This is a genomic window from Amycolatopsis sp. MEPSY49, assembly GCF_051337345.1.
Classification (GTDB): domain Bacteria; phylum Actinomycetota; class Actinomycetes; order Mycobacteriales; family Pseudonocardiaceae; genus Amycolatopsis.
This window is the reverse complement of the sequence record NZ_JBDLYJ010000002.1, coordinates 1160221-1174134: the sequence shown is the minus strand read 5'-3', so window position 1 is coordinate 1174134 and position 13914 is coordinate 1160221. Positions and strand designations below refer to the sequence as shown.

Genomic DNA, 13914 nt, shown 5'->3' with positions numbered 1-13914 from the left:
CCTGTCGATCCGCGGGTTCCCCGTTCGACGCACCGGTGTAGCCCACTCCAGGAGGGAGTCCGCGATGACCGGACCGATCAGGCTGTACATGACCACGTCGCTCGACGGCTTCGTGACCGGGCCGGACGACCGGCCCGGTCAGGAGCTGGGCCGCGGCGGCTTCCGGCTGTTCGACTGGCTCGACGACCGGCACGGCGACGGGGCGAGCGCGCAGGTCTACGCCGAGGCCATGGCGACCGGGGCGATCATCTCCGGCCGGCGGACCTTCGAGCTGGCCGGCCGCTGGAACGGCGATCACCACGACGGCGTGCCGATCCACGTCCTGACCCACCACGTCGACCCGTCCGACACGCCGCCGGGGAGCGCGCGGTTCTACACGGATGTCGTTGCGTGCGTGGAAGAAGCGCGCTCGGCCGCGGGTGGCCGCGCTGTCATGGTGCACGGCGCGAGTGCCGCGCAGGCGTTGCTGAAGGCGGGCCTGCTGGACGAGCTGGAACTCCACGTGGTGCCCGTGCTGCTCGGCGGCGGCCGCCGTCTGTTCGGGGCAGGGGAGCAGATCGAGCTGGACCTCGTCCGGCAGCTGAGCGACCGCGACGTTCTCCACCTGCGCTACCGAGTGCGCCGCTGACCGGTCCCGGGGTCGCGCGGAGCCCCGGAACCGGTCAGGAGATCAGTCCGCGTCGGGGAAGTGGATGTCGGCGACGTGGACGTCCACCGTGGCCACCTCGAGGCCGAGGTACTCCTCGACCGCCTCGATCACCTGGACGCGGATCTGCTCGGCGAGCGTCTTGACCGCGCGGCCGAACTCGACCACCAGCGTCACGGCGATCGTGGCGACCTCGCCGTCCACCTCGACCGACGTGCCCGCCTCGTCGAGTTCGTGCACGCCCTCGGCCCCGCGGGCGACCCGGATGACGATCTTGCTGACGACGCCGTCGGCCACCGTCGTGCTGCCGCGGGTGCCCGCGGCGGGCCGCGACGGCTCTTCCGCCACGGCGGCCGGCACCTCCGCCTCTTCCACGGCCGGAGCCTCGGCTTCCTCCGAAACCGCTTCCTCGGTGTCCTCGGCGGAATCCGAAGACTCGGTGTCCTCTTCGGAGACGGCCTCGTCGGCGTCGGCGGTGTCCTCTTCGGAGACGGCCTCGGCGGTGTCCCCTTCGGTCTCGACCTCGGCGGTGTCCCCGGCCGGCTCGACGGTCTCGGTGTCCGTCGTGCCCGCGTCCACCGTGCCGGTGGCCGTGGTGCCGTACTCGTAGCTCTCTGAACTGGGCGTTTCGTTCTGGGCGCGACCGAAGATGCTGTTGATGACGTCGGACATGATTTCCCCTTTTCGGGATCGTCGACTGCGGATGGGGGACGAGCAGACGGCGACATGATAGGGGCAGGCCGGTGATCCACGTCACCGGACCCGGAAGTTCGAGACTCGCTTGTGTCCCAACGGATACCCGTTGACTGGACCACTGATCACCCAGCGTCAGACCGGGTTCGCCGGTCCGTGATCGCGGGCCGGAAATGGCGTCCAGGAATTGTCCACTTCCGGCCCGCGGGACAATTCCTTCACCCCGCGCGGAATAGGCCGGGCGGAATGCTGGCACCCAGCGCCCGGTACCCCGCGGGGTTGAGGTGCAGGTGGTCACCGACGTCGTAGGCGGGCAGCAGCCGGGCCGGGGCCGCCGGGTCGCGGACCACCCGGTCGAAGTCGAGGACCGCGTCGAAGTGGCCGCGGATCCACGCGTTCACCGACGTCCGGGCCGCTTCTCGCTCCGGCGAGTCGTAGCCGGTGTTGCCGCCGAACGGCGTCAACGTCGCGCCGTACACCCGGATGTCGGCCGCGTGGGCCCGCGTCAGGATCTGGTCGTACGCGTCGATCAGGTCCGAAGCCGTGGCCGCCGCCGCGTCGGGGGCCGCCGTGCCGATGTCGTTGACGCCCTCGAAGACGATCGCCCACGACACGCCGCTCGTCGCCAGCAGGTCGCGGTCCAGCCGGGCCAGGACGTTCGGGCCCAGGCCGTCCTGCAGCACGCGGTTGCCGCCCGCGGCCTGGTTCACGACGGCGGCCGGGATCCGCGACGCCAGCACGTCCGGCCAGCGGTCGTTGCCGTTCGTCGTCGACCCACGGCCGTCGGACAGCGAGTCACCGATCACCGCCACCGCCGACGCCGGGGACAGCACCTCGACGCCGCTCAGGAAGTACCAGTGGTCGACCGGCGTCGCACCCGGCAGCTCGGGAGCGGCCACCTGGTCGCCCGCCATCAGGTAGGACGTCGTGCGCGAGCCCGGGTGCGAAGTGATCGACAGCGACGCCTGGCCGTGCGCCAGGTACGTCGTCACCGTGATGTTCTCGAACGGGCGCACCGGGAACGGCAGCGGATCGGACACCACCTGTGCGCCCACCGGCACCGTCGTCGACGGCTTGCCGTGGAACGTCACCGGGACGACGCTGCCCGGCACCACCGCGGAAACGCCGGCGGCGCCGGAAACCGGCCGGGCCACCGAAACCGCGGTGAGCGGCAGGGCGGAACCGCCGAAGGCGTTCGAAAACCGCAGCCGGATCCGGGGCCCGCCGACGGAAACGTGCGCGGTCTGGCGCACGGAAGCGTTGTCCAGCACCCGGTCGGTACCCGTGAACGGCGCCGGCGGCATGTTGGCCGGCTCCGTCAGCTGCGGCATCGACGTCCAGGTCGCCACCCAGTGCGACGCGGGCGGCCGCCCCGACGCACCCACGAACAACGCGGTCAGGACCGCGAGGCAGAAGACGGCCAGCGTGCGCTTCACGACCCGAACTCCGGCGTCATCACCCGCTCGACGCCGACGTAACGCCGGGGGCCGGTCAGCGTGCAGTGCAGGGTCGTGACGATCTGCTCGCTCGACGTCCCCACCCGCAGTTCGACGTCGCCCGGCTCGACCAGGCGGCGGCCCGCCCGGCCCGTGTACGACGTCAGATCCGCGTGCAGCCCGATGTCCACCACCACCGTCGCCCCCGGTTCCACCGCGACCCGGCGGGCCGCGATCAGCTGGCGCTCCGGCCGCGCGACCTCCGCGACCGGGTCGTGCAGGTACACCTGGACCACTTCCGACGCCGTCCGCGCGTGCTCGTTGCGCAGCGTCACCCGGACCCGGCAGACGCCGTCGGTCGGCCACAGCGACCCCGTCGCGCTCACGTCGGCCCAGGTCACCGGCGTGTAGGAAAGCCCGTGCCCGAACGGGAACAACGGCGAGGGGTCGACCGTGCTCACCTCGCTGCGGCGCCCGAGCGGCGCGGCGAGGTACGTCGACGGCTGGCTCGCGCCGGCCGCCGGGAAGCTCACCGGCAGCCGGCCGGAGGGGTCGATCCGTCCACTGAGGACACCCGCCAGCGCCGGGCCGCCTTCCTCGCCGGGATAGAAGCCGCAAACCACCGCCGCGAGGCGGTCGATCTGCCGCGAAAGCTCGTACGGCCGCCCCGACAGCAGGACCACGACGACCGGCTTCCCGGTGGCGAGCAGGGCTTCCAGGAGCTCCTCCTGGCGGCCCGGCAGCCGCAGGTCGGCCGCGTCGCAGCCTTCGCCGGACGTCCCGCCGCCGAACAGCCCGGCCAGGTCGCCCAGCACCGCCACGCACACCGACGCCGAATCGCACGCGGCGACGGCCTCGGCGATCCCGTCGTCGTCGCCGCCGGTGACCGGGCAGCCGAGCGCGTAGGTGACTTCGAAGGACTCCCGCAGCGCCTCGACCACCGTCGGCACCGAGACGCCGAACGGGACGTCCGGGTGGTGGACGCCGACGTGCAGCGGGAAGGAGTAGCAGCCGAGCATCGCGCCGGGCGCGTCCGCGCGCGGCCCCACCACGGCGATCGACGCGCCGGGGGAGAGCGGCAGCGTCCCGTCGTTCTGCAGCAGGACAATGGACTTCTCGGCCACTTCGCGGGCCAGCGCGCGCGATGACGGATCGTCGAGGTCGACTTCTTCGGGTACCTCGGGCGCCCAATCCGCGTCGAGCAGGCCCAGCNGCCCCACCACGGCGATCGACGCGCCGGGGGAGAGCGGCAGCGTCCCGTCGTTCTGCAGCAGGACAATGGACTTCTCGGCCACTTCGCGGGCCAGCGCGCGCGATGACGGATCGTCGAGGTCGACTTCTTCGGGTACCTCGGGCGCCCAATCCGCGTCGAGCAGGCCCAGCTCGCACTTCTGCCGCAGCACCCGCTCGAGGGCGCGGTCGACGGCGGCGGCGTCGACCGCGCCCCCTTCCACCGCGGCGAGCAGCGGCTCGCCGTAGCAGTCCATGGTGGGCAGTTCCACGTCGATGCCCGCGGTCAGCGCCTGCCCGGCGGCGTCGGCGCGGTCGGCCGCGACGCCGTGCAGCCGGTGCAGGAAGGCCACGGAGAAGTAGTCCGAGACGACGGTGCCGCTGAACCCGTAGGTGTCCCGCAGCAGGTCGGTCAGCAGGGACGGGTCGGCCGCGCCGGGGACGCCGTCGATGTCGGTGTAGGTGTTCATCACCGACCGGGCGCCCGCGCGCAGGGCCAGCTCGAACGGCGGGAGCAGGACGTCCGCGATTTCCCGCGGTCCTGCCGAAACCGGTGCCAGGTTGCGTCCGGCGCGGGATGCGGAGTACCCGACGAAGTGCTTCAAGGTCGCGATCACGCCGGCGGACTCGAGCCCGGCGACGTACGCGCTCCCGATCGTCCCGACCAGATAAGGATCTTCGCCGATGGTCTCCTCGATCCGGCCCCAGCGCAGGTCGCGGGCGACGTCGAGGACCGGCGCGAGGCCCTGGTGCACGCCGAGCCCCCGCATGGTCTGCCCGATGCGCTCACCCATGCGGCGCACCAGGTCCGGGTCGAACGTCGCGCCCCAGGACAGCGGCGCCGGGTAGATCGTCGCCTGCCACGCGGCCAGCCCGGTGAGGCATTCCTCGTGCACGACGGCGGGGATGCCGAACCGGTTGCTCGAGACGATCTGGCGCTGCGTGCGCGCGAGGCTGTGCGCGCCGACCAGCGGGTCGACCGGCCGGGTGCCGAAGACGCGGGTCAGCTGCCCGATGCCGTGGCGGACCAGGTCGTCGAAGTCGACCGCCGGGTCGTCGAAGTCGTGCTGGTGCGGCGCCACCTCGCCGCCGGAGTCGATGCCGACCCAGATGCCGTAGAGCTGGCCGAGCTTCTCGCGCAAGGTCATCCGGTCCAGCAGGGCGCGGACTCGCTCGGCGGGATCGGCCGCGGGGTCGCGCCACGGCTCGGGAGCCGTGGCAGGCTGCGTGGTCAAGGCTTTCCGCCCTTCGTCAGAGGGGAGCTTTCGGGGGTCCGGGTGGCAACGCCCCCGGCCCGGGGCGAAGCCCCGGATGTCACAGGGAGATCAGGAGAGGGCCCGGGTGGAGTGCCGCACCACGAGGCCGGTGTCGAGGGTGACGTGCGTGCGCGGGACCTCGTCGCCGTTGATCAGCGCGATGAGCATGCTGATCGCCCGGTGGCCCATTTCGCGGATCGGCTGGTCCACTGTGGTCAGTGGCGGGCTGCAGAGCGCGGACTCGGGGACGTTGTCGAAGCCGACCACGGAAAGGTCGTCGGGCACCGAAAGGCCCAGCTCGCGGGCCGCGCCGACGGTCGCGATGGCCGAGATGTCGTTCGCGGCGAACACGGCGGTCGGCCGGTCCGGGCCGGTCAGCAGGTCGTGGGCCGAGGCGGCGGAGACCTCCGGGTCGTAGGCACCGATCCGGATCAGGCTCTCGTCGGCCGGCACTCCCGCGGCTTCGAGCGCGCGCAGGTAACCCGCCTTGCGCAGCGTCGCCGATTCGAGGTCGGGACGGCCGGAGAGGAACGCGATCCGCCGGTGGCCCAGCTCGAGGAGGTGCTCGGTGGCCAGTTGCGCCCCGCGCAGGTTGTCGGAGTCGATGGTGGGCAGGTGTGACGGCCCGGTGTGCGGGTCGACCGCGACGACCGGCGTACCGGGGACGGCCTCCAGCGAGACCGCCGGCGTGACGAGCACGGCACCGTCGACCAGGGTGCCGGAAAGCCGGGACAGGTACCGCTTTTCCCAGCCCGACGGGTCGCCGGTGCGCCCGCCCGCGGAGTAGACGACGAGCTCGAACCCGCTGCCGCGGATGGCGTCCGCGGCCCCTTTGAGCAGCTCGGTGGAGAACGGTTCGAGGTCGGCGACCAGGATCCCGATCACGTTGGTCCGGTGGTTTCTCAGGCTCTGGGCCACGAGGCTCGCCTCGTAGCCGAGTTCTTCGATCACCGCGCGGACCTTCGCGAGCGTCGCGGCGGAGACGCCGTAGCGCTCGTTGATCACTTTGGACACCGTGGCCACCGAGACGCCGGCCCGGGCCGCGACGTCACGGATGGTCACCCTGGAACTGGGCTGCATCGGCTCAGACTAACCATGGAAAACGTTATCGACAACGATTGACATCCGATTTGCCCGGGAGCAGACTCTTCGCCAACCCGGGCGCAGTCGCGCCCCGTCCAACTCGGCCGAAGTCGTCAGGAGTGGACCCACGATGTCTGTCAAACGCCGGATCCCCGTTCTCGCCGCCCTGGCGGCCGTCGTCCCGCTCGCGCTTTCCGCGTGCAGCGGGGGGAGCGAAACCCCCGCCCAGCCGAGCGGGCCGGTCACCCTCACCTGGTGGCACAACGGCACCACCGACCCGATCAAGTCGATCTGGGAGAAGGTCGTCGTCGACTACCACCAGGCGCACCCCGACGTCACGATCAAGGCGCAGCCGCTGCAGAACGAGGACTTCCCCACCAAGGTGCCCCTCGCCCTGCAGGGCGCCGAGCCGCCGGACGTCTACCAGTCCTGGGGGGCCGGTGAGCTCGCCTCGCAGGTCACCTCGGGCAAGCTCGCCGACATCACCGACGCGACGAAGTCGTGGATCGGCCAGGCCGGCAAGTTCGCGGAGAGCTGGCAGGTCGACGGCAAGCAGTACGGCGTGCCGTTCGCCCAGCACTTCGTCGGCTTCTGGTACCGCAAGGACCTCTTCACCCAGGCCGGGATCACCGCGCCGCCGAAGACGATGGACGAGCTCAACGCCGCCGTCTCGCAGCTGAAGGCCAAGGGCATCGCACCGATCGCCGTCGGCGGCAAGGACCGCTGGCCGGACGCGTTCTACTACAACTACTTCGCGGTCCGCGAGTGCTCCGCCGACGTGCTCAAGCAGTCGGTGAAGGCGGTCAAGCTCGAGGACCCGTGCTGGACGAGGGCCGGGCAGGACCTGAAGAACTTCCTGGCCACGCAACCGTTCCAGACCGGGTTCGCCGGCACGCCCGCCCAGCAGGGCGCGGGCAGTTCGGCCGGCCTGGTCGCCAACGGCAAGGCGGCGATGGAGCTGCAGGGCGACTGGGAGCCGGGCACGATGTCGTCGCTGACCGATGACAAGCAGCTCGATTCGAAGATCGGCTGGTTCGCGTTCCCGTCGGTCGCCGGCGGCCAGGGCGACCCGGCGGCCGTGCTCGGCGGCGGTGACGGCTTCGCCTGCACCAGCCGCGCGTCCAAGGCGTGCGCGGACTTCCTGCAGTACCTGAACTCCGAGCCGGTGCAGACCCAGCTCGCGTCGCAGGGGACCGGCCTGCCGGTGAACGCCGCGGCGGCGAAGTCGCTGAAGACCGACACGCTGAAAGAGGTCTTCGACTACGGGACCAAGGCTCCGTACCTGCAGATGTACTTCGACAAGGCGTTCCCGACCGCGGTCGGCGCGGCGCTGAACGACGCGGTGGCCAACATGTTCGCCGGCCAGGGCACGCCCGAAGGCATCGTGGCCGCCGTCAACCAGGCCGCGGCGGGCAACAAGTGACCACGGCGACGTCACCGGTGCGGACGGCCGACAAGCCGTCCGCACCGGCGGCCCGGCCCCGGGCGCGGCGCCCCGGCCTGGGCAAGCGGCTCGAGCTGGCGCTGCTGCTCGGGCCGGCCCTGCTGCTGTTCGCCGGGTTCGTCCTGGTGCCGATCGGGATCGCCGGGTTCTACAGCCTGTTCCAGTGGAACGGCTTCGGCCCGCTCGACAAGTTCATCGGCCTCGACAACTACGTCGACGCCTTCAGCGGCGAGGTGTTCCAGGGCGCCATCGGGCACAACCTGATCATCGCCGGCCTGTCGATCGTGGTGCAGCTGCCGCTGTCGATCGGGCTGGCGATGCTGCTCAACCGGAAGCTGCGGGGCCGCGCGGTGCTGCGCGCCCTGGTGTTCGCGCCGTACGTGCTGTCCGAGGCGATCACCGCGGTGATCTGGGTGCTCATGCTGCAGCCCAACGGGTTCGCCGACCAGATGCTGAAGGGCGCCGGGCTCGGCGGCCTGATCCACCAGTGGCTGGCCGACCCGAGCATCGTGCTCTACACGTTGTTCGTGGTGGTCACCTGGAAGTTCATCGGGTTCGGCATCATCCTGCTGCTCGCCGGGCTGCAGGGGGTGCCGGCCGAGCTGCGCGAAGCCGCGGCGCTCGACGGTGCTTCCGCGTGGCAGACCACGCGCCACGTCGTGCTGCCGCTGCTCGGGCCGACCATCCGGATCTGGATCTTCCTGTCGGTGATCGGCTCGCTCCAGCTGTTCGACGTCGTGTGGATCATGACCACCGGCGGGCCGGCGAACGCGTCGACGACGATGGCGACCTACCTGGTCGACCACGGTTTCAAGCGTTACGAGTTCGGGTTCGGCTCCGCGGTGGCGGTCATCCTCTTCGTCATCTGCTTCCTGTTCGCCCTGCTGTACCAGCGGTTCGCGCTCCGCCGCGACACCCAGGGCGCTCTGACGAGGATGGTGGGCTGATGCGCTCTCGCCCGTTCGGCTTGTCGATGGGTTACCTCGCGGCGATCGTCGTGATCGGCGTGACCCTCGTGCCGCTGCTGTTCGTCGTGCTCGGCGGGTTCCGCACCAACGCGCAGATCAACAACGACCCGGCCGGGCTGCCCGGCCCGTGGGTGACGGACAACTACGCCTCGGTCCTCGGCTCGAGCGCGTTCTGGACGTTCCTCGGCAACAGCGCGCTGATCGCCGTGATCGCGACCGCGGTCGCCGTCGGCTTGGGCTCCATGGCCGGGTTCGCGCTCTCGCGGTACCACTTCAAGGGCCGGGAGGCGTTCTACACGCTGTTCACGATCGGCCTGCTGTTCCCGCTCACCGTGGCGACGCTGCCGCTGTACCTGTGGCTGCGCCAGCTCGGCATGCTGGAGAGCTTCTGGGGGGTGGCGATCCCGGAGGCGGCGTTCTCCCTGCCGGTGACGATCGTGATCCTGCGCCCGTTCATGCACGCCATCCCCGGTGAGCTCGAGGACGCCGCCGTCCTCGACGGCACGACCCGGCTCGGGTTCTTCTGGCGCATCCTGCTGCCGCTGTCGACGCCGGCGCTGACCACGGTCGGCGTGCTCGCCTTCGTCACCAGCTGGAACGCCTACCTGCTGCCGCTGCTGGTGTTCAACGACTCCGCGCACTTCACGCTCCCGCTCGGCGTCGCGACGTTCCAGTCCCAGTACTCCCAGGACACCGCCCGCGTGCTCGCGTTCACCGCGCTGTCGATGATCCCCGCGCTCGCGTTCTTCGTGCTCGCCGAACGGCGCATCGTCGGCGGGCTGACCGGATCCGTGAAGGGCTGACTCAGGAGGTCTGCCGTGCCGTCCGAGGTCCACCGTCGTGCCTTCTTGCAGTTGCTCGCGCTGGCCGGGGCCGGCTCGGCAGTCCTCCCGGGGCTCGCCGAGGCCGGGACCGGGTTTCCGTTGGTGTCGCGGGGGAAAGCCGCGACGATCGTCGTGAGTTCGGGTGATCGGCCGGGGGTGCGGCGAGTCGTGGGCGACCTCGCCGCCGACGTCGAACGCGTCACGGGCGTGCGGCCCGCGGTCGCGTTCGACGTCGCTCCCGCCGAGGGGCCGGTCGTGCTCGTCGGCACGCTCGGCCACAGCCCGCTGGTCGATTCCCTGGTCGCCGCCGGCCGGCTGGACGTCCGGGGGATCGCCGGCAAGTGGGAGACGTCGCTGAGCCAGGTGGTCGACGGCCGGCTCGTGCTCACCGGCAGCGACCAGCGGGGCGTGATCTACGGCGTCTACGAGGTCTCGCGGCGCATCGGCGTCTCCCCGTGGTACTGGTGGGCCGACGTCCCGCCGCGGCGGCAGGCGGAGCTGCACCTGCCGCAGGAGCGGTTCAGCCTGGGGACGCCGCGGGTGAAGTACCGCGGGTTCTTCATCAACGACGAGAACCCGGCGCTCGGCACGTGGGCACCGGCGTACTTCGGGCCGGGGAAGGCACCGGGTTTCCCGAACGGCTTCAACCACCTGTTCTTCGCGAAGATCTTCGAGACGATGCTGCGGCTGCGGGCCAACTACCTGTGGCCGGCGGTGTGGGGCCGCGCGTTCGCCGAGGACGACCCGCTCAACCACGCCACGGCCAAGGAGTACGGCGTCGTGATGGGCACCTCGCACGAGGCGCCGATGATGCGCGGCATCGAGGAGTGGAACCGGCACGCGGTCCCGGCGGTCCGCGACTCGTCGGGGACGATCGTGACACCGGGCCACGACCCGTACGGCGGCACGGGGGAGTGGAGCTTCCGCCGCAACGGCGACGCCATCAAGGCCTACTGGACCGACGGCATCCGCCGGATGGCCCGCGAGGACTTCGAGGGCGTCGTCACGCTCGGCATGCGCGGCAACGGCGACGTCAGCCTGCCCGACGGCGACGGCATCGAGCTGATGCGGGAGATCATCGCGGCGGAGCGGGACATCCTCGCGCGCGAGCTGAGCACGGACGTCCCGCAGGTGTGGACGCTGTACAAGGAGGTCCAGCGGTACTGGGCCCAGGGCCTACGCCCGCCCGACGACGTCATCGTCGTGTTCACCGACGACAACTGGGGCAACGTCCGCAAGCACCCGGACCTTTCGCTGCCGCCGCACCTCGGCGGGTACGGGCTGTACTACCACTTCGACTACGTCGGCGGCGGCCGCAACTACAAGTGGGTCGACACCGCGCTGCTCGCGAACACGTGGGAGCAGCTGCACCAGGCCATGTCCTACGGGAACGACCGGTTGTGGGTCGCCAACGTCGGCGACATGAAGGGCAACGAGCTGCCGTTGCAGTTCTTCCTCGACTACGCGTGGGATCCCGCGTCCCTGCCGGTCGACCGTCTGTCCACATGGGAGCGTTCGTTCGCTTCGGAGAACTTCGGGTCCGCGCTCGCGTCGGACATCGCGTCGGTGCTGCACGACTACGGGCGGCTGCAGTCGCGTCGCAAGCCCGAGCTGCTGAACCGGCGGATCACGGTGGACGGCGCCGGGGTGATCACCTACGACGACCAGATGACGCCGTTCAGCCTGGTCGACTACCGCGAGCTGGACCGCGTCACCGAGGAGTGGCAGGACCTCGCGGCGCGGACGGCGCGGATCTCCGCGCGGGTGCCGGCGGCCCACCGGGACGCGTTCTACGAACTGGTGGGGTACGCGGTCACGGCGTCGGCGAACCTGTACGCGTTGCGGCGGGCCGAGTTCACGAACCTGTTGTACGCGGCGCAGGGACGCGCGTCGGCCAACGGGCTGGCCGCCGTCACCGAAGCCCGTTTCGCCGACGACCTGGCGCTCGCGGAGAAGTACAACACGGGCATCGCGGGCGGCAAGTGGAAGGGGTTCCAGACCCAGCCGCACATCGACTACGGCGACGTCGCGCGGTACGGGCCCAACGCGCCGTGGCAGCAGCCGGAGCTGAACAACGTCGCGCTGCCGGACGTCATCTTCCCCGCGGTGCGGCGGATCGAGTTGCCTGCTGGTCCGTCGTTGGGCGTCGCGGTCGACGGATCGGCGGAGGCGTGGCCGGGCGCCGCGGGACGTCCGGTGCTGCCGGAGTTCAGCCCGTACCAGAGCGCGCCGGCGCAGTACATCGACGTGTTCAACCGCGGCCGGACGCCGTTCCGGTGCCAGGTCTCCGTCGCCGGGGCACCGTGGGTCCGGGTCGAGCCGCGCGGCGGCCGCGTGGAGGAGGAGCTGCGGATGACCGTGCGGATCGACTGGAGCCGGGCGCCTCGCGGGACGACGACCGTGCCGATCACCGTGTCGGGCGCGGGGCAGTCGGTGGTGGTGGACGCGGTCGTGCGGCACCCGGACGTGCCGGTTCGCGGGTTCGTCGAGGCCGGTGGTTACGTGTCGATGGAAGCCGCGCACTGCAGCGCGAACGTGCCGGCCGGCCCGGTCGCGTGGCGCGCGATCCCGGACCTGGGCCGCACGGGCGCGGGGATGACGCCGTTCCCGGTGACGGCGCCGAGCCGCGCGGCGGGGGCGGGCCCGCGGCTGGAGTACCGGCTGACGCTGGTGACGCCGGGGCCGGTGACGGTGTGGGCGTACCTGTCGCCGCGCAGCAATGTGTTGCAGGGGGACGGTCTGCGGTACGCGGTGTCGTTCGACGACGCGGCACCGCAGGTCGTGAACATCACGAAGGCCACGGGTGCGGACGACATGACGATGAACCGCCAGTGGGAGCGGACCACTTCGGACAACGTGAACCTGACGTCGACGCGGCACGAGGTCGGGGCGGGCACGCACGTGTTGAAGGTGTGGATGGTCGATCCGGCGGTGGTGGTGCAGAAGCTGGTGGTCGACACCGGCGGCCTGCGGCCGAGTTACTTGGGGCCGCCGGAGAGCATGCGGTGGCCGGGATGAGCGGGCCCGGGAACCTGCCGAGCGCCCGCCGGGGGCGCCCCCCGTTTTCCACTCTACCGGTGGGCACCGACAATTCCGGCGCCCCGAGGTCCGGGAGCAGGGCCTGGCCCTCGCCGGTCGCGCACGTGCGGGAGTCCGGGAGCGACCGCCGACTCTCGCCGGTCGCTCAGGCGCGGAAGTCCGGGAACGACCGCCGGCCCTCGCCGGTCGCTCAAGCCCGGCCGACCGACACCACCTGGTGCGCCGGGGCGGCCGTGCTCTGCCGGACCACCAGGCTCGTCGCCAGCTCCAGCCGGTGGCTCTCCGGGTGCGTCCCCCGCGCGAGGGAAATCGCCAACCGGGCCCCCGCCGCCGCCATCTCCTGCAGCGGCTGGCGGATCGTCGTCAGCTCCGGGGTCAGCCAGCGGGCCACCGGCAGGTCGTCGAAGCCGACCACGCTCAGGTCGTCCGGGATGCGCAGCCCCGCGTCGCGCGCTGCCTCGTACACCCCCAGCGCCTGCAGGTCGCTGCCCGCGAACACCGCCGTCGGACGATCCGGGAGGGTCAGCAATGACGCCAGCTCCCGGTAACCCGACCGGACGTGGAAGTCGCCCTTGCGCACCAGCGCCGGGTCGAACGCCAGCCCCGCCGTCTCCAGCGCCGTGCGGTAGCCGTCGATCCGGGCCCGGCTGCACAGCACCCCGTCCGGGCCGCCGATCATCGCGATCCGCCGGTGCCCCAGCTCCACCAGGTGCCGGGTCGCGGTCAGCCCGCCCTGCCAGTTCGTGGCCCCGATCGAGGGCGTCTCCGGCCCCGGCGCGCCGGCCGGGTCGACCACGACCAGTGGGATGTCGCGGGCCCGCAGCTTCGCCAGCTGCCCGCCGGTGAAGTCGGAGCACACCGAAACGATGCCGACCGGCCGCCGCGCCAGGACGCTTTCCAGCCAGCTCTGGCCGGGCGTGTGCCGGCCCGACGATTCCGCCAGCACGACCGCCATTCCGTTTTCGCGGGCGACGTACTCGACCCCGCGGATGATTTCCAGCGCCCAGGTGCTTTCGAGTTCGTGGAACATCAGTTCCAGCAAGCGGGAACGGCGGGACCGTTCGTCGGCCCGGCGGCGGTAACCGTATTTCCCGATGACGGCTTCCACTCTCGCCCGGGTGCTTTCGGCGACGTCGGGGCGGCCGTTGAGCACTTTCGAAACGGTCGGCACGGAAACCCCGGTTTCGGCCGCGATCCGGGCGATGGTGACCCGGGACGGGAGGGGCTCGGGATCGTCGGACTTCGTTGTCATGGAGGAGATTCTAGGTCATCGAAACCCGGTTTGACACACCTCG

At 71.4% G+C, this 13914-nt stretch carries 10 protein-coding genes; 5 read left to right on the top strand and 5 right to left on the bottom strand.

Going from position 1 to position 13914, the window contains the following annotated elements:
- Positions 1–64: 64 nt before the first annotated feature.
- Complete coding sequence (locus ABFJ78_RS14525) at positions 65–628, top strand: dihydrofolate reductase family protein (RefSeq protein WP_436386664.1); 564 nt, start codon at positions 65–67, stop codon at positions 626–628.
- A 42-nt stretch (positions 629–670) separates the two neighbouring features.
- On the opposite strand, the gene ABFJ78_RS14520 is transcribed toward ABFJ78_RS14525, so the two are convergent.
- From ABFJ78_RS14520 to ABFJ78_RS14505, 4 genes are all read right to left on the bottom strand, one after another.
- Complete coding sequence (locus tag ABFJ78_RS14520) at positions 671–1318, bottom strand: Asp23/Gls24 family envelope stress response protein (RefSeq protein WP_436386662.1); 648 nt, start codon at positions 1316–1318, stop codon at positions 671–673.
- 239 nt (positions 1319–1557) lie between these two features.
- Positions 1558–2775 carry an SGNH/GDSL hydrolase family protein gene (locus tag ABFJ78_RS14515; protein ID WP_436386660.1) on the bottom strand — a complete coding sequence of 406 codons (1218 nt, stop codon included), beginning with the start codon at positions 2773–2775 and terminating at the stop codon, positions 1558–1560.
- Entirely contained in the window at positions 2772–5240 is a 2469-nt protein-coding gene (locus tag ABFJ78_RS14510) for a glycoside hydrolase family 3 N-terminal domain-containing protein (protein WP_436386658.1), read from the bottom strand. Before ABFJ78_RS14510 ends, ABFJ78_RS14515 begins: the two co-directional genes overlap by 4 nt.
- 90 nt (positions 5241–5330) lie before the next feature.
- Positions 5331–6341, bottom strand: a complete 1011-nt coding sequence (locus ABFJ78_RS14505; RefSeq protein ID WP_436386656.1) for a LacI family DNA-binding transcriptional regulator — start codon at positions 6339–6341, stop codon at positions 5331–5333.
- 133 nt (positions 6342–6474) lie between these two features.
- On the opposite strand from ABFJ78_RS14505, the gene ABFJ78_RS14500 reads away from it, so the two are divergent.
- From ABFJ78_RS14500 to ABFJ78_RS14485, 4 genes are read left to right on the top strand one after another with little or no spacing between them, the layout of a single operon-like run.
- The gene (locus ABFJ78_RS14500; protein ID WP_436386654.1) at positions 6475–7767 is read left to right on the top strand and encodes an extracellular solute-binding protein; all 1293 of its coding nucleotides are present in this window, start codon (positions 6475–6477) and stop codon (positions 7765–7767) included.
- Complete coding sequence (locus ABFJ78_RS14495; RefSeq protein WP_436386652.1) at positions 7764–8735, top strand: carbohydrate ABC transporter permease; 972 nt, start codon at positions 7764–7766, stop codon at positions 8733–8735. Before ABFJ78_RS14500 ends, ABFJ78_RS14495 begins: the two co-directional genes overlap by 4 nt.
- Positions 8735–9559: a carbohydrate ABC transporter permease gene (locus tag ABFJ78_RS14490; protein WP_436386649.1), complete on the top strand. Its 825-nt coding sequence runs from the start codon at positions 8735–8737 to the stop codon at positions 9557–9559. Before ABFJ78_RS14495 ends, ABFJ78_RS14490 begins: the two co-directional genes overlap by 1 nt.
- A gap of 15 nt (positions 9560–9574) precedes the next feature.
- Positions 9575–12598, top strand: coding sequence for a glycosyl hydrolase 115 family protein (locus ABFJ78_RS14485; RefSeq protein ID WP_436386647.1), 3024 nt, complete (start codon positions 9575–9577; stop codon positions 12596–12598).
- 211 nt (positions 12599–12809) lie between these two features.
- Here the strand turns inward: ABFJ78_RS14485 and ABFJ78_RS14480 are convergent, their stop codons facing one another.
- A complete protein-coding gene (locus tag ABFJ78_RS14480; RefSeq protein WP_436386645.1) occupies positions 12810–13871 on the bottom strand; it encodes a LacI family DNA-binding transcriptional regulator in 1062 nt (353 codons plus the stop codon).
- Positions 13872–13914 lie beyond the last annotated feature (43 nt).

Excerpts from the sequence above, each read along its gene's own strand:
- ABFJ78_RS14525 (WP_436386664.1), top strand. The coding sequence starts at position 65 with ATGACCGGACCGATCAGGCTGTACATGACCACGTCGCTCGACGGCTTC.
- ABFJ78_RS14520 (WP_436386662.1), bottom strand. The coding sequence starts at position 1,318 with ATGTCCGACGTCATCAACAGCATCTTCGGTCGCGCCCAGAACGAAACG.
- ABFJ78_RS14505 (WP_436386656.1), bottom strand. The coding sequence starts at position 6,341 with ATGCAGCCCAGTTCCAGGGTGACCATCCGTGACGTCGCGGCCCGGGCC.
- ABFJ78_RS14500 (WP_436386654.1), top strand. The coding sequence starts at position 6,475 with ATGTCTGTCAAACGCCGGATCCCCGTTCTCGCCGCCCTGGCGGCCGTC.
- ABFJ78_RS14490 (WP_436386649.1), top strand. The coding sequence starts at position 8,735 with ATGCGCTCTCGCCCGTTCGGCTTGTCGATGGGTTACCTCGCGGCGATC.
- ABFJ78_RS14480 (WP_436386645.1), bottom strand. The coding sequence starts at position 13,871 with ATGACAACGAAGTCCGACGATCCCGAGCCCCTCCCGTCCCGGGTCACC.